General features: G+C 41.7%; 17 protein-coding genes. 5 read left to right on the top strand and 12 right to left on the bottom strand.

Annotation, left to right across the window (positions count from 1 at the left end; genetic code table 11):
* Nucleotides 1-149 precede the first annotated feature (149 nt).
* Nucleotides 150-548 (top strand): hypothetical protein, encoded by a 399-nt coding sequence (locus AAEY98_RS12610; RefSeq protein WP_101085122.1) that lies wholly within the window; start codon nt 150-152, stop codon nt 546-548.
* Between the two features lie 44 nt (nt 549-592).
* On the opposite strand, the gene AAEY98_RS12605 is transcribed toward AAEY98_RS12610, so the two are convergent.
* The 4 genes from AAEY98_RS12605 to AAEY98_RS12590 all read right to left on the bottom strand — a co-directional run bounded on the left by AAEY98_RS12605 (nt 593) and on the right by AAEY98_RS12590 (nt 5,145).
* On the bottom strand, nt 593-1,702 hold the full coding sequence (locus AAEY98_RS12605; RefSeq protein ID WP_101085123.1) for an ABC transporter permease: 1,110 nt from the start codon (nt 1,700-1,702) through the stop codon (nt 593-595).
* Between the two features lie 11 nt (nt 1,703-1,713).
* Nucleotides 1,714-2,685 (bottom strand): ABC transporter ATP-binding protein, encoded by a 972-nt coding sequence (locus tag AAEY98_RS12600; RefSeq protein ID WP_351017343.1) that lies wholly within the window; start codon nt 2,683-2,685, stop codon nt 1,714-1,716.
* Nucleotides 2,682-3,653, bottom strand: a complete 972-nt coding sequence (locus AAEY98_RS12595; RefSeq protein ID WP_351017340.1) for an HlyD family secretion protein — start codon at nt 3,651-3,653, stop codon at nt 2,682-2,684. The genes AAEY98_RS12600 and AAEY98_RS12595 overlap by 4 nt, the downstream gene beginning before the upstream one ends.
* A 139-nt stretch (nt 3,654-3,792) precedes the next feature.
* Nucleotides 3,793-5,145, bottom strand: coding sequence for a flavohemoglobin expression-modulating QEGLA motif protein (locus AAEY98_RS12590; RefSeq protein ID WP_192114152.1), 1,353 nt, complete (start codon nt 5,143-5,145; stop codon nt 3,793-3,795).
* Nucleotides 5,146-5,379: 234 nt separating this feature from the next.
* Between AAEY98_RS12590 and AAEY98_RS12585 the strand changes: the two genes are divergently transcribed.
* Complete coding sequence (locus AAEY98_RS12585; protein ID WP_101085127.1) at nt 5,380-6,357, top strand: PDC sensor domain-containing protein; 978 nt, start codon at nt 5,380-5,382, stop codon at nt 6,355-6,357.
* A gap of 84 nt (nt 6,358-6,441) precedes the next feature.
* Here the strand turns inward: AAEY98_RS12585 and AAEY98_RS12580 are convergent, their stop codons facing one another.
* The 5 genes from AAEY98_RS12580 to AAEY98_RS12560 form a co-directional block, all read right to left on the bottom strand.
* On the bottom strand, nt 6,442-6,618 hold the full coding sequence (locus tag AAEY98_RS12580; RefSeq protein ID WP_011638952.1) for a PA3496 family putative envelope integrity protein: 177 nt from the start codon (nt 6,616-6,618) through the stop codon (nt 6,442-6,444).
* A gap of 392 nt (nt 6,619-7,010) precedes the next feature.
* Entirely contained in the window at nt 7,011-7,697 is a 687-nt protein-coding gene (locus tag AAEY98_RS12575) for a TorF family putative porin (protein ID WP_059745699.1), read from the bottom strand.
* A 395-nt stretch (nt 7,698-8,092) separates the two neighbouring features.
* Nucleotides 8,093-8,365, bottom strand: coding sequence for a non-specific DNA-binding protein Hbs (gene hbs / locus AAEY98_RS12570; protein ID WP_011638950.1), 273 nt, complete (start codon nt 8,363-8,365; stop codon nt 8,093-8,095).
* Between the two features lie 155 nt (nt 8,366-8,520).
* Nucleotides 8,521-9,318 carry a response regulator gene (locus tag AAEY98_RS12565; protein WP_011638949.1) on the bottom strand — a complete coding sequence of 266 codons (798 nt, stop codon included), beginning with the start codon at nt 9,316-9,318 and terminating at the stop codon, nt 8,521-8,523.
* Nucleotides 9,319-9,440: 122 nt separating this feature from the next.
* A complete protein-coding gene (locus AAEY98_RS12560) occupies nt 9,441-9,839 on the bottom strand; it encodes a hypothetical protein (RefSeq protein WP_351017337.1) in 399 nt (132 codons plus the stop codon).
* 66 nt (nt 9,840-9,905) lie between these two features.
* On the opposite strand from AAEY98_RS12560, the gene AAEY98_RS12555 reads away from it, so the two are divergent.
* Together AAEY98_RS12555 and AAEY98_RS12550 are read left to right on the top strand one after the other, a co-directional pair.
* Nucleotides 9,906-10,415 carry a DUF4240 domain-containing protein gene (locus AAEY98_RS12555; RefSeq protein WP_101085130.1) on the top strand — a complete coding sequence of 170 codons (510 nt, stop codon included), beginning with the start codon at nt 9,906-9,908 and terminating at the stop codon, nt 10,413-10,415.
* A gap of 220 nt (nt 10,416-10,635) precedes the next feature.
* A complete protein-coding gene (locus tag AAEY98_RS12550) occupies nt 10,636-11,160 on the top strand; it encodes a DUF3016 domain-containing protein (protein WP_101085131.1) in 525 nt (174 codons plus the stop codon).
* Here AAEY98_RS12550 and AAEY98_RS12545 read toward each other — a convergent pair.
* Together AAEY98_RS12545 and AAEY98_RS12540 are read right to left on the bottom strand one after the other, a co-directional pair.
* Nucleotides 11,155-12,900: a GGDEF domain-containing protein gene (locus tag AAEY98_RS12545; protein ID WP_351017334.1), complete on the bottom strand. Its 1,746-nt coding sequence runs from the start codon at nt 12,898-12,900 to the stop codon at nt 11,155-11,157. The two genes, AAEY98_RS12550 and AAEY98_RS12545, sit on opposite strands and share 6 nt — an antisense overlap.
* A gap of 280 nt (nt 12,901-13,180) precedes the next feature.
* Nucleotides 13,181-13,489 carry a prephenate dehydrogenase gene (locus AAEY98_RS12540; RefSeq protein ID WP_101085133.1) on the bottom strand — a complete coding sequence of 103 codons (309 nt, stop codon included), beginning with the start codon at nt 13,487-13,489 and terminating at the stop codon, nt 13,181-13,183.
* 52 nt (nt 13,490-13,541) lie between these two features.
* On the opposite strand from AAEY98_RS12540, the gene AAEY98_RS12535 reads away from it, so the two are divergent.
* On the top strand, nt 13,542-14,450 hold the full coding sequence (locus AAEY98_RS12535; RefSeq protein WP_182745175.1) for a TraB/GumN family protein: 909 nt from the start codon (nt 13,542-13,544) through the stop codon (nt 14,448-14,450).
* Nucleotides 14,451-14,555: 105 nt separating this feature from the next.
* Here the strand turns inward: AAEY98_RS12535 and AAEY98_RS12530 are convergent, their stop codons facing one another.
* The gene (locus AAEY98_RS12530; protein ID WP_351017331.1) at nt 14,556-15,329 is read right to left on the bottom strand and encodes a methyltransferase domain-containing protein; all 774 of its coding nucleotides are present in this window, start codon (nt 15,327-15,329) and stop codon (nt 14,556-14,558) included.
* Nucleotides 15,330-15,525 lie beyond the last annotated feature (196 nt).

The following is a 15,525-nucleotide window of genomic DNA, read 5'->3' as shown; positions in this document are numbered from 1 at the left end:
TTTGTTCGGATAATTTGTTTGGCTGAATCGCTTGGCTAAATCATTCAGCAATCGCCGGATAATGGCACCGAGCAATATAATTCAACAATAATAATAGCTAAGCATGTTTATCAGTACATTGACAAACATGCTTTTTTAAAAGGATTTTTATGAAGCACGTTTTTTTTACTGCCTCTGTTGCCGCTATCTTGAGTGCGGTGTTAGTGTCGGGTTGCTCTAACCTGTCACTGCGAACCAATGCGGGTACAATTGCGCTAGGCAATGCCACAATAGCTGGAGTTGATACCTACACCTCAGCAGAAATGTCTAGGTTCAAAGCACAGTTTCTTGGCGATGTGACCACGTCATATTGTGAAAATTCATCGGATCCTGAAAAGTTAGATGATCTTCCAAGTTTGTCTTCAATGACTAAGTCACTCAAATTACAAGTGACTCAACGAGGCGGTAATGCCATTGTGTTGAAGCAATGTGGCAAAGTTAATTACCCGTCTTGTGCTGTTTATTTAGAGTGTAACGGCGAGGCATATGTCATCGACCGTGGCTTATAACTAGACCCATCTTTCTAGCGCCTATTGGAGTCATGCAATAGGCGCTAATCTAATCGTTTACTGAATCGCATCGCTGCAATCCATAATCCAATGACTGTAAAACCCACCAGCCATAACACATCGCTAATTAACTCACCTAACGTCGCCCCTTTTAACACAATCGCTCGGATCACCCGCATAAAATGGGTCCCTGGTAGTGCTTCAGCAATCCATTTGGCTGCCGTCGGCATGGCTTCTAATGGGGTGATAAATCCAGAGAGTAATATGGTCGGTAATAATACAAAAATGGTCATTTGCATGGCTTGTAGCTGGGTTTTTGCAATAGTGGATATGATTAACCCTAATGTCAGACTCGCGGTAATAAACAGTAAAGTGCCTAATAATAAATGACTGATAGCGCCATTGATGGGCACTGCAAAAATAATATTGCCCAAGCCCAAAATAATGGTCATTTGCACTAAGCCGATGACGATGTAGGGCAATATTTTTCCAATCATTAGTTCTATTGGTTTAATCGGAGTGGTGATTAATAATTCAAGATTACCGCGTTCACGCTCACGAACGATGGCTGATGAAGTAAACAGTACCATGGTCATGGTCAGAATGACGGCGATTAAACCTGGAACAATATTTACCGCTGATCGCTGCTCCGGATTATAAAACAAGCTAACTTCAAACCGAGATTGGCTGCTGGTTTGCTCAGGTACAATATCGTTGAGCGATAGGTTTCGTAGTTGCTTTATCGCGCCAGCAATCATGGTGTCTGAACCATCGACTATCCATTGGCCAATCGGCTCATTGCGAGCGATTTTTTCGTTCAAAGTAGGCGGTAAAATTAATGCCGCTTTAATGTCGCCACGGCGAATAGCAGCCTGAGCTTGCTCGGCTGTGGTGAGATAGGATGTGACTTCCACTACCTGGGTGACTTTTACCGCCTCGACTATCCAGCGCCCTGCTGCTGAGTCACTTTGATCAACAATAGCGACTGGTATTGCCCGTACATCAGTATTGATGGCATAGCCGAATAATAACAGCTGGATCAGCGGGATCATTATCACCATAGCAAAGGTAATTCGATCGCGCATAAGCTGCTTAACTTCTTTAGCGGTAATGGCGTGAATGCGCATGTAGCTATGGCGAATACTGTTCAGCATGTTGTTAGCCCTTATGTTGCTTCATGGGAGGCTGGAACACGCTGTCCAGTATGACTGACAAAAACGTCTTCAAGATTAGCGCTAACCAAGTGAATATCTTGCAGGTTAACGGGGCGATTATGCTGTTGGCACTGATGCAGTAGCCAAGAGATAGGATCTGCCACTTGTTTGCTGACCAAGACCCGTAATCTATGGCCTAACTGCGCCGCAGAGGTCACTTCAACGTGACTGATTAATGCTTGTTTTAACAGCCTTAAATCAGTGGTGTTGATTTCAACCACATGGGCATTGATGTTATCCATTAATGCTTTTGGCGTGTCATCTGCTCTGATCCTGCCTTTTTCCATAATGGCAATTTTATGGCAGCGTTCGGCCTCATCCATATAATGGGTAGTCACTAAAATACTGGTGCCTTGTTCAGATAAATCGAACAGTTGCTCCCAAAAGTCACGCCTGTTTTGTGGATCAACGGCTGAGGTGGGTTCATCTAAAAACAGTAACTTAGGTTGATTTAAACAGGCGCAGGCAAGGGCCAATCGTTGTCTTTGTCCACCGCTGAGGGTGCCAGCCAGTTGATATTGATACTGGCTTAGCTTGTAAGTGCTTTGCAGTTGATCAATGCGTTTTTTGCAGGTGCTACTGTCGATACCATAGATTCGTCCAATAAATTGCAGGTTCTCTGTAACCGTTAAGTCATCGTAGAGGGAAAACTTTTGGGTCATATAACCAATGTTATGGCGTAATGCTTCAGCCTGCTCCGGGATGGCTAACCCCATGACATTGATGGTGCCTTCGGTGGGAGTGAGTAAACCAGTTAACATTCTAATGGTGGTTGATTTACCACAGCCATTTGGGCCTAAAAAACCATAAATGTTGCCTTTCGGCACCAATAAATCTAATTGCTCGACCGCAGCAAAGTCGCCAAATTTTTTGGTGAGGCCATGAGCTTGAATTACCCATTGTGGGTCTACGGATGGTGTCATTTTTGTGTCGGCAATATAACTTGGGCTGGTATGCCCGTAGGTAGCTCGCTGGCCGAACTGTCTAAACTCACTTCGGCTAGAAAAGCTAATCGTGACCGATCTGATTGATTCAGCGCGTAGTAGGGGGTAAATGCTGGTTCAGTACTTATCCAACGCAGTGTGCCGTTAAATGTGCCGTCGATACCATCTACACTGACCGACAACGTTTGGCCAATGTGAAGTTTGGCAGCATAGGGTTCAGGTATATACACTCTGGCGTAGGGCGCTGCATCAGCTTGAATAACTGCAACGATTGCACTCAGTTGGACGCGTTCGCCTACATTGTAAGGTAAGTTATCTAGCTTACCGCTGCGAGTTGCACGAATGCTTAAGTCGCTGTAAACCTGCTGCTCGTAACGTAGGTTGGCATTGGCAGCATCGAGTGCCGCTTGGGCTTGAAAAATATCTTCTTGGCGAACACCTTTGATTAATATGGTTAGCCGGTCGTTGGCGGCGTCATATTCTGCATTGGCTTGATCGCGAAGCGCTAAAGCACGATCGCGTTCTGCTTCACTGACTAGATTTTTTAATAATAAACTCGCGCTGCGTTGATAAGACTTTTGTGCTTCTATTTTGGCGGCGTTAGCACTTTTTAATGCCGAATTGGCACTGGCGATATCCTCAGGGCGCTCGCCATTGGTGAGTTTTAGTAAGTAGGCTTGGGCTTTGACCACTTCGGCTTGCATTACCGCTAAGCGCGCGGCTTGTTTTTGGGTATCAAATTGGACTAATAAATCACCGGCGTTGACTTGCATGCCTTTTTTAATGGGTTGTGCAGTAATGATTTCTGCGGCGGTTGAACGAAGAATGACTCGATCGCGCTCTAAGGTACCTAATGCTTGTGAAGGGGTGGCTGGGGTGCAGCCACTTATTAATATCAAGCTGGAGAATAACGTTGAAAATAACGCTGAAAATAGAATGTGTTTCATAGTAAGTCTCAACCATCGTGGTCATTACACTATAGCAAACTTGTCGTGTAACAATGCATTAGCTTATTTGATGATTGCACTTGTAAAGCCAGCTAAGTGTGACCTATGCCACACTTAGCGAGTTTCCTTTGTTTACTCTTTATTCGAAGTTGTTATCAAATTCTGAATCTTCAAATAAGTCGACAGCAGAAGTCGGGACAACATTTTTGAATTGGCGTGCAAAATGACGTTGCACCCCTTTTAAGTCGATATTGCCGATACCAGACGCAAAACCAAACCAAGCATACAGACCGCTAATGTCTTCAAACATTGGGGGTAAATATTTAGGGTGAGCAATAATGCCTTCTTGGTAAGCTTGATACAGAACAGGAATGTCTTCGATGGCTAATTTACCCAAAAACAGCATTGGGATTAGTTCTGGTAAACCTGTGCTGATGGCGCTACGAATAAAGTTAATGTTTTCAACATAACCGCGTACGTAGGAGATATCTTTAGTGAAAAAGCTGCCACCACCAACCATGCCACCACGAAACACCCGTTGAGTAACACGATAACTGTCTTTTGAACTCAGGTTGAGATTTCTAAAGTATCGATAGACTTCAATAAAGTCGGCACCTTGTTCTGCCATGTCGACAGCAGATACTCGATCGCTAATTCGACGAGCACGGCCTGGATTTGAGCTTAATGTCAGCATTTCCATCAACACTGCTAAGCCTTCCTGCGACGCTGTCACTCGTGGTGAACCAACACTGAGCCAAGTTGCATGTGGTTGCGCCCGACCATTAAGTGTGGTGCCCACATGCACCCAGCCTTCGTGCACTTCATATACATTGAGATCCGATTCGCTGAACATGGCGCGGGTATTGAGCTTAACGGTATCGCCACCTACTGCCGCATCAGAGACAATACCATCGCTCAATTTAACGTGAATTTCATCGTTATGAAAATACTTCACTAAGCGTTCGCTAAGAATAGTTACCGCTTCTGGGGCGGTCACAATTTTAGGATGACGGCTACTCATGTGACGCGCTGCTGGCAGCGAAAATATATGGCTTAAGCGATCGCCCAGTTGGCGTACCGTATGACGATCGCCATGTAATTTGTCGCTCGCACTGCCGTATAGCTCTTGGCTGAGTTTACCAAACATTGGCTTGCCGCGGTTATGCAGCATGTCTATTACTATTCGATATTGGTCAATGTTAGCCAGTAAAATTTTACCTAGCTTATCGCGTTTGCCTAAACCTCGCTCAACGGCATTTTTTAACCCTTGAAGGTCGGTCTGGGTCTGATCTGCGTTAAATGATAAAGGAATCGATTGATAGAAATCATTACTGACGTTGGGTAATTCTTTGCTTTGTTTGGCTAAAAAGTCATCTTCAACTTGTCTTGGCCATTTTATCGAATCCAAAATTTTAATCGGTGCTTGGATGCGAATTAATTCATCAGAAAAACGACGAATATCTTGTTGATAACGCAATAAAGAGTCAGACATTGTCTTTTCCTAATCTTGAGAATGTTGTAAGCAGTATTAGCACTTATATTAGCAGATGTTGATCGCAAAACGGCAATGAAAAAATACCTCAAATGTAGCACTGTTTTGGTGCGACAAATCAGTTTATATCGCAACCCCCTCTAGTCATATTATTTAAGTCTATAAAAATTATAGGTTATTTATTTGGCATTAAAACTGCTTTAGCTAAAGTAGTCTTGATTAAAAGGAAAACCTATGGCAGCGATGAGCTATTTAAGTGTGATTGAGCGTTACCATGAATATGAACACTTGGTACACGAATTATTAGAATCGATTTTGATCGGTGTGGGAGACATTAATCTATTCGAACAGCCTATTTCAGCTAAAATTTTTGAAGACATGGCGATTAGTTATCCCTTTGTGGAACTCATTTATTTACTTGATCAGCAAGGGATGCAGATTTGCCCTAATATCAGTGTCATTAATCAGCAAGTTAAGCTAATGGCTTGCGGTCATCATGCTGACCGAAGTCAGCGACCTTATTTTACTCAATTGACTGCCATCGACACCGTTCATATCACTCGACCTTATTTATCTAACTCCGGTGGTGGGCTGTGTTTGTCGGCATCACAAATGATTAAATCGGCCTCTGGGCAAGTGGTTATTGTGGTTATTGATGTCAACCTAACACGATTAATCGAGTTTATGATGGGCGACAGTGCTCGGCGTAAAATGTCACCGTTTTTTAAAAGCATTTATGCTGCAATTGTACTGTGTCTGTTTGTGTTGGTGAGTGTACTTATGTGGACCGTGATCCGCGATATTTATACCTTATTTAGCCAAATATCTGCGACCCATGATCCGCTACAGCCCTTTGGTATTATCATTTTTCTTACATTGGCTTTAGCTATTTTTGATTTGGGTAAAACCATTTTGGAAGAAGAAGTGCTTATGCATAAAGATATCTTCCGCCACAGTTCGACCCGAAGAACGATTACGCGGTTTATTTCGACCATTTTGATCGCGATTTCAATTGAAGCTTTGCTGACCATGTTTAAAGCGTCGCTGGGAGAAAAGCAATATATTGAACCAGCCATTCTGATGATGTTGGCGGTCGTTGGGCTATTGGTTGGGTTAGGGATATATGTGTACTTAGGGGCCAAAGCTGAGCTGCTACTCACACAAACACAAGCAGGTAAGCACACTAGGCGCGTACAAACTAAGAGTGAATAGGCGATTAATTAGCGCTTAATAGTGTTTAAGTTCGCTCGCTTAAAATAGACAGGGATAAACGACATTAGCGTTTATCCCTATTTTTTAGAAAAAGTCGTCGTCACCAATCGCTTTACGTAATTGAGCTTGTTCGAGGAAATCTTCTAACCTGCGTTTTACTTGGCGTTTATGTTGTAATGTTTCGGCGGATTTAACGTTTCTAGGCGTTGTCATCGCGTCCATTTCTGTGTCATCAGGCACTCTTTCACTAAGATTAGCCATAACAAAACCCTCATGTTGAATAAAAGCGTGGTATTAATTCAATGAGCATTTTCTAACTAAAAAAACCTAAATAGGGAAGTAAAATATTTTTCCTCAGTTGGACAGCTATTTTTACCTTTCTCTTTGAGCTTAGCAGTAAATGTTTTTCTTGCTAGTAAAACAAACTAGCTTGTGCGAAGAGTATGCTTGTGATCAACTATTCTGGATGTGCTGATGTGCTGATGTGCTGATGTGCTGATGTGCTGATGTGCTGATGTGCTGATGTGCTGATGTGCTGATGTGCTGATCGTAGATAATGCTCCGCTTTCAATACAGATAAAAAAACGCCACCTTTAACTCGGTGGCGTCGATATGAACAATACTGCAAAGCGCATATGCGATAGGTTGACTCGTTATAGGCTAAAGCCATATGAGTAGCCTAAAACGACTTTAGCATCATTGTCCGGTAAGTCCGTGTCAGAGGCCATAAATGAGACAGTTCCTAGGTCTGTTTCAGCGCTTAATGTGACATTGTAGTCTGCATAGGTGTCGCCGAATAAATCTTCAACGACATCGCCTTGTGAGTAACCGTAGTGGAACGCAATGCTGAGCTTTTCTGTTAACGGGAAACTGGCATTGGCTTGGATATAGTTCCAATCTGTTTCGTCACTTGCACCTGACACATCAGAATCAGCGTTGATCACTTGAGAATAACCCACATCTAACCATTTCCATCCAAGTACTAAGGCTACTTCACCAAAATCAATACTGCCACCAGCATCTGGGTAAGCATAATAAAGATAGCTAATGTCGTAAGTTAGGTCTTCAGTAAAGTTACCGCCATAACCACCATAAAGATCTAATTCGTAGCTGGTTTCATCACCGAAATCGACATTCGATACCCAAGTTCCAGCATAAAATCCAGAGTCATGAGCATAGTCAATGCCGCCTTGAACGGCTGCTTCATTATTGGTTTGCGTGGTGCCACGCCATAAGTAGTTCGATGTTGCGCCAATATTGCCAGTGACTTCAGCAAGGGCAGAGCCGCTTAGTAATAAGCCTGTTGATAATGCAATAGCTTGATATAGTGATTTTTTCATCTTCATCCCTTAAAGTTTTATTATCACTGAGGCATTTATGTGTCATTAAATGAGCTCAATGTTGGTTTGTCTGAAGATCAATTAGCGAATCGCATGCCAATAATTTTTTATTATTTAAATTAGTGGGTTATATAATACTGGATCATTTTGTTGCATCTTTGTTGCCGCTAAATGATGCACTAATGCACTTTTATTGTGCAACGAGACTTTGGGCTTAGGTATTTGCTTATATTGAGTCGATTAGCGTTTTGCTGTACGAAAGAAGGGATTCTGAAGTGATCTATATTGTTCATGTAACTCAGGCATCTGGATAACAGATTAAGCAGAGCTGAAAAATAACCAATAAAAAACCTCCACAGAGGAGGTTTCTATCAAAAAAAGACTGAGCGTAATAATTAATTAACGCTATCTTTTAGTGTTTTACCAGCTTTAAACTTAGGCACAGTAGCTGCAGCGATTTGAATTTCTTTGCCAGTTTGTGGGTTACGGCCTGTACGAGCAGCACGTTGAGTGGTTTCAAAAGAACCAAAACCAACAATAGAAATTTTATCACCATTTTTCATGGCTTCAGTTACCGCTTCTTCGAAAGATTTTAGTGCGCGGCCAGCTTCAGCTTTAGTTAGTTCCGCATTCTCAGCGATTTTTGCAATTAATTCACTTTTGTTCATATTGATATTCTCTGCTTTCCATAGAAGTGTTTTTTAAAACATGAATAACATGCCACAAGCCATGCTGGTTTAAAAGCACTTTATCCCATAAATTCAGTATCTGTAATGGTTTTAGAGCAAAATCAGTACAAATAATGTCTTTTTTGGCTCTGTGGTTATTCTTCTAGCAGTTGGTAAAGAATTTTCTTTACTAACTGTGGTTCGAAAGGCTTATCACATAAGGCGTTAACTCCAGCACTAAATACATTACTTAGGTGGGTGTCATTGGCTTCTGACGATACCATTAGAATGGGGATATGTGATTGTTGACTGTGATTACGGATATATTGCGTTAATGCAAGACCATCCACCGAAGGCATGTTGTAGTCTGTTATCACTAAGTCATACATGTTTTCTTTCATTAGGTTGATAGCCTGCTCACCGTCAACCGCTTCAGTAATCAGTTGCATCCCTAAGTTACCAATAGTGCGTTTAATCACATTACGCGCCATTCGGCTATCATCAACGACTAATACCCTGATGTTATGCACGTCAAAGTGGCTTAAATCCAACTCGTCGTGGCTGAGTAAATCAATGGTCGAATTAAGTGCCGTCGCTAAGTGCTCAGCATTAAATGGTTTAGGCAAAATGGCGACAACACCTGATTGCCTAAAGATTTCGAGCTGTTCACGGCGACACTCACTGGACACCAGCATAAATTGAATATCATTTAACGCTGGAGTGCTTTTGATGTATTGCAGTAGCTCTGTGGCTTCACCATCGACAAAATGCAGTGCACTGGCGATTAAGTCGGGTTTATGGCGTTGAATAATCGTTTTGGCTTCCGCAATCGTTGCGGCAGTTTGAATGCTGCTCACCCCTTCTTGCTGAAGACGCGTAATGATAATTTTACGTTGAGTCTCTGACGGCTCAAGTAATAGGATGGATAATTCACTTGGGGATAAACTAGTCATAATTCACGTTCCACAGATATATTTATTATTATTTTGTTGTTTTAATGTTGCGCGTATGAGCGAATTGTACACTAAAAATGCCCTAAGGATGGCAGTCAAACCAGAGTAATAGTGTCTTATGCTTACTTTTTAACGAGATAGTCTCTCGTCACGTAAGACAATCCAACCCACCATTGAAATACCACCACGCTCAACAGTAACAACCACAGTGGGATCAGTGGTATGTCATAACCTTGAAACACAAGTTTTACGTCATCAGGGGTGATTTGATAGGCAATGATTGCTGTTGTGGTGATAGCTGTAAGTCCGAGAGTTTGTAAGCCTACGTAGCTAATCAACAGTACTTTTGTCCATGCAGCACGTCTGATTAAACCAATGAATACCGGTATCACTCCCAGTGTTAATAAATCATATGCTTGATATGTTGTTGCGCGCCAAATAGCAATAATAGTGAGTACAACATACAGTGAGATAAGAAGCATGACTCTAATTGGCATTCGGGGGGCTGTGTTTTGGTTCATATTGATCATCTAGCTGGAAAATTTGAGGTAGAATATCTCACAAAATAGAGCGATGGATACATTTTGATGACAGAAACACATTTTTGGGCGCTGGTAACACGAGATCAACCAGAGCAGTCTTCTGCTGATCTTGAATTGCGTTTACGCGAACAATTGCAACTCTTGGATGATGAAGCGCTAAAGACATTTGATAAAATGTTAGGCCAGCAATTACGCCGTAGTTATTTATGGTCAGTTTGGGGCGCTGCATACATCATTACTGGTTGCGATTCTGACTATGCCTTTGCTGAGTTTAGATGTTTTTTACTGTCGTTAGGTCAGCAATGGTATGACAAGGTTATTGCTAATCCTGACTGCTTGGGTGAGTTAGCACAATGGCCGTTAGTGGATGATTATGCTTACCCGTTTGTTGAAGACTACGATTTAATTGCAGGTAAAATTTACGAAGACCGTAATGGGGATGAGTTGCCGTTTATGCCATCAGGCCAGAATACACCAGTGGGTAAAAAATTCAGCACCAAGCCAAAAGTGATGCGTCAAACCTATCCTTTATTGAGCGCACGATTTCCTTTTTAGTGGGATGAAACTGTTAAGCGTTGGTTCAGCTTAACAGGTCTATAGTTATTACATATGATGCTGGCTAGATGGCTAACATTCAATTTAATGACGATTATCCGCATTGCAATATGGCCACACAGTTTAGACAAACGTTAAACATGTCGTGCTGGATTGATTGTTTAACTTACAGTATGAAGCGGTTGTGTTGTAAGCGTCTTAACCCCTTTGGAGGTCTATTATGAACGTAAAATATTTACTACTTGCTCCGGTATTGGTATGCCAAGTTGCCATGGCCGAAGATGCGCCAGAAGCGAACCCTGTTACCGAAGTGGGGCTGGTTAAAATTGAGTGGCAAAATCCAAAAGATTTTCGTGATATTAAAACCTCAAATGAACTTCAGTCGCGCTTTGAAAACCGTTTATTTGAAACCTTAACCAAAAACATCAATAAACAGGCTGAAAAAATCCTTAAGCCAGGGCAGACTTTGCAAATGCAAGTGACTAACTTTGATTTAGCTGGAGACATGCGACCAACATTTGGGGCTACGCCAGGTGATTTACGTATTGTAAAAGATTTATATCCACCCAGAGCGACGTTTAGCTACAGTGTAAATGAAGGTGACAAAGTCATTATTGCTGGAGATGAAAAAATTATCGACATGAGTTTTATGAACAATACGCGTAATTTCAATAACAGACCGTTTCAATATGAAACCAACTTATTTGATGATTGGTTACAAAAAACGGTAGCTCCCAAATTATAAGTTAAGCATTGTTGATTGTTTTTCATGCAGGTAAAATCCATTTGAAGCGATTTTTGCCTGCTTTTTGGCTTGGGCGCTTAACGTTGATATTTGATACTCTGTTGCTTGTTGGGTCACCAATGGTGGTAAAACCCCAATGGATAATGAAACCAAAGGGTATTGGAATTGCAGCCCCTGTCTGTCTTGGGCTTGCATTGATTGTGCTTGCCAGTGATCGCTATTATAAAAACTCATTTTCTGTTGCTCAAACCGTTCAATAATTGTTTGGCAGTTGGCTAGCGTGTCGTCTTGCATGCTTATCATAACAAAATCGTCCCCCCCAATATGGCCAACAAAACAATGTTCATTTTGATAAGGCTGCAACAAGTTTGCGACTAACTGAATGACTTCATCCCCACGCCAAAAACCATAAATATCGTTGTAGGGCTTAAAGTGACTTAAATCTAAATAGGCAAGATAGTAAGATTTTTTTTGTAGCCTTAAGCGTTTTAGCTCTTCTTGTATTGGCACGTTCCCCGGCAAATTGGTGAGAGGGTTTGCGTGTCGAGCCATTTTTATTCTATGTTCAGTAATACGTTGTAATAAATCTTTAGTATGGCCAATGCCAATCAACTGCTGATTACGCAAAATAATGAACTGTTGCGCTACCGTGTTGACTGAGTCAGAGGTGAGTAATTTGCTGACATGGGTAAGCGGTTCGTTGGCATCAATGTGTAATACCTTGGTGTCCATTGCCATTTTCGCAGGCCGGTTTTCGTGTAATGCACGGCCATAAGGTGTGCTGAATAGCTCGAGTAATGTGCTGCGATTGACGATACCTAATGGCTTGTTATTTTCGGTTACCACAATGGCTTGTAATGCTGGTTGTTCAGAAAAAGTTTGACTGATTTTTTTTAGTTGTGTGCTGGGAGATGCTTTTATGGCGTTAGTGCATAAACTTTCTGCCGTTTCACAATAACGGGAATTGGGTTGAGCCATGGGAGTGCTCAGTTCACTGCTAAATTGCTGGTTTGGATGGAGCGCTGGTCGTCCGAGAAAGTAGCCTTGGCAATAGGTTACCCCTAACTGTTTTAGGGTGGTGAGTTCCTCATTGGTTTCAATGCCTTCTGCGATCACTTTACAGGTTAAGTTTTGGCATAAATCGACAATAGAGCGGACAAACTCTTGTTTTACTGCGGTGGTGTCTATTTGATGAATAAAATGGCGGTCAATTTTGACATAGTCTGGTGCTAATTCAGACCACAAGCGTAACCCAGAATAACCGGCGCCTAAATCATCAATAGCGGTTAAAAAACCTTGATTGCGATAATGGTTTAAGCAGGATTTTAGCAAGTCGATATCGTCGGCAGGATATTGTTCGGACAATTCAATAACCACATCCGCCGGGTTGATCCCCAATTGTTTAATAAGCTGTAATGTCATGCCTTTTGGATGATTGGGATCGAGTAATGCTTTTGGTGAAATATTAATAAATAGCTTGCCATTAAGCTGGCGCGAGTGAAATGCATTAATTGAAATACTGCGACATAAGGTTTCAAGTTCGCTTAATAAGTTTTGTTTTTCGGCGGTAGTAAATAAGGCGAAAGGGGTGTGTAACGGGCTACTTTTAGGGCCACGACTGAGCGCTTCATAACCGTGCAATTGATTTGTTGAAACATTGAAAATCGGCTGAAATACAGCATCGATAGATTGCTGTTCGATGATGTTGTCAAGTTCACTTACGAGCTGTAAAGCCGTCATCTGTAGGTCTCATTCAATTAATTACCTAACGGCATCGCGTTCGGTATTGTTACCAATGAGAGACAAGTCTATTGCGAAAATATGACAAGATTATGTCATATGATGGAAAGCTCCTAATAAGAAAGTATTAGTGTCTGTTGATCTTTGTTAGTCATTTCTACTGCGTTATCGGCTCTTTGTGTAGCATAACTACACTACAAAGCCTCTGCCTTATATAAATGACTAACAATTCGCTGCAAAAACAACTTAGAAAGATCAACAGACCCTGCGAGCATAGCGATTACTTGGCGAGTTTAAATACTTGTAGTGTTTGTAGTAAGGCCGCAAGCTTTTTGACAAAGGCTTCAAGTGTCTCTGGTGCAACATGAGTGCTGTTCTGCATCGCATCAAATTCTGCAACCATTTCTTGTACATAAGGTAAGAAACGATTACTACTAGTTGTAAAACCTTGATCTTCCGTAAAAATCGCCACAAACTTACCGTGGCCTTCTTTACGTAACTCATCGAGGCGAGCATCTGAATCAATAGCTTGTCTATAGGCGACTTGCAGGTTTTCTTTTATTTGTAGAAAAACATTGGTGTACGGCATAATTGCCTCATAGTGCATGTGCAAAGAATAACGTTAATTATAAGGAGCTGGTATGCAGGCAACAAGAGAAAGTCGGCTTATTTTCAATATCAATTTGATTTATGGTCGCTTACAACGAAATTGCTACGGTTTAGTTGCATTACTGCTGTGTTTTACATCGACATCGGCAGCTGCGTTGGATTCACCGGTATTCTATAAAATAGAGTATCAGCAACAGCAAGCGTATTTATTGGGCTCCATTCATATTGGTCGGCAAGACTTTTACCCATTAGCACAACATATAGAATCAGCATTTAAACAATCGGATGCGTTGGTCGTTGAAGCTGATATTAGCCAAGGCGATACTGGGGCGTTATTGCAACAATATGGTGGTTTGTCGGCAGATATTGCCGCAGACGTTAATGCGACTCGGCAAGAGTATTGTCAAAGTCATCAAACCTTATGCCAAGCACTGGCTCCGTATGCACCTTGGTTGCAGTCAGCGCAAATTAGCATGGGGCGTTTTGGGCAATTAGGTTACAGCGCAGAACAGGGTGTCGACGCTTATTTTATGGCAAATCGCAGTGGTAAAGCTTTGGTTGAGCTGGAAAGCATTCAGTTTCAATTCGAATTAATTTCATCATTTTCAACTGCGACTCAGCTGCAAATGCTGGATGATTCGATTAACGCTAGCGATGCTGAAATGCTTGATTTAATCTACGCTTGGCGCCAAGGCGATAGTAATGCTCTAGCAAAAATTATGGAATCGCAAGCGGGCGATGCTGATGAATTACTCGAAAAACTGTTGTGGCAACGTAATCACACGATGACGCAAAAAATCATCCAGTTGTTGCAAAGTAAAACCCACAAACAATTATTTATTGTGGTGGGCGCTGGCCATATTGTCGGACAGCAAGCTATTCCTGACCTACTAAAACAGCAAGGAGCAACGATTACTCGCTGTAGCTTTTTACAGTGTTAATGTCGATGTGGTGCCTGCTATTCGAAAGGTAAGTTATTGAAAGTAAGTTATTGAAAATAAGTTGTTGAAAATAAGTTGTTGAAAATAAGATACTAAAGCCTGAGTTTATTGTGAAGTCGATTGGCCTACAAAGTGAATGTAGCGCCCAAGCGACAAATAAGGTTCCTGTTGAGAATAAGCCAACTCCATCTCAATCAGTTGATGTTTATCAAAGCCAGGTGGCAGATTGTGTTTCAAGTAATCATTGATAACTCTTACGCCCGATTGACTCACCATCGACAGTTGCCATTGGTTAAACCAAGTGCGGACATCTTCAATATACAGCGGGTGGGTCGGGGTTAATCCGACCTTCTTTTTGACGTTGAAATCACGGTTAACATAGTCAAAATTACCTGATATTAAGCTATGAAACCGTAAAGCTTCTTTATTAAAAAACATCAGAGAAAATAAACCATTAGGCTTTAATAATGCCAGTAAACCTTGCAAGGTGCTGCGGGCATCAATTAACCATTCTGCTACCGCATGGCAGAGAATGACATCAAATTGACCATACTCTTCAACGGTTAATGCTTGTATTGGGCTGTGGATTAACTGTATCGATAATGCAGTATTTGCCGCTTCAATCTGTTGCTGTGCTAGGGCAAGCATTTGCTCAGAAATATCACATAGCACGACATCATGGCCTAAAGCTGCCAGTTTTTGACTCAAATAACCAAAACCGCCACCGGCATCTAAAATACGTAATCTTGGTTTGCCAAGGCTGGCTAAAGCTGGAACTAAGTCGCGCCATAATACTGCAGCACGGATTTCACCTTTAGTGGTACCGTAAATATTTTGGGCAAATTTTTGGCTGAGTTTATCAAAGTTTTTGTCTTGCACTGTATCGGCTGCGTTAGGTCAGTTAAGTCGGATAATTATCTCATTTTGGATTGAAAAAGGTAAAGGTAAATTAGTTGTAGTAAGCGAGTAGTCACAGCCATTGTGTCGAGAGTTTGTGAGTGGATGGCATCAATATATGTTGTCGCGACATACTGTTTTAAACGCAAAAAGTAATTAGCGGTTTAGCAACGGCAGG

This window comes from Shewanella sp. AC91-MNA-CIBAN-0169, from assembly GCF_040310165.1.
Lineage (GTDB): Bacteria > Pseudomonadota > Gammaproteobacteria > Enterobacterales > Shewanellaceae > Shewanella.
Note: the sequence above shows the minus strand (reverse complement) of the source record. Positions and strands in the feature narration are given on the sequence as shown.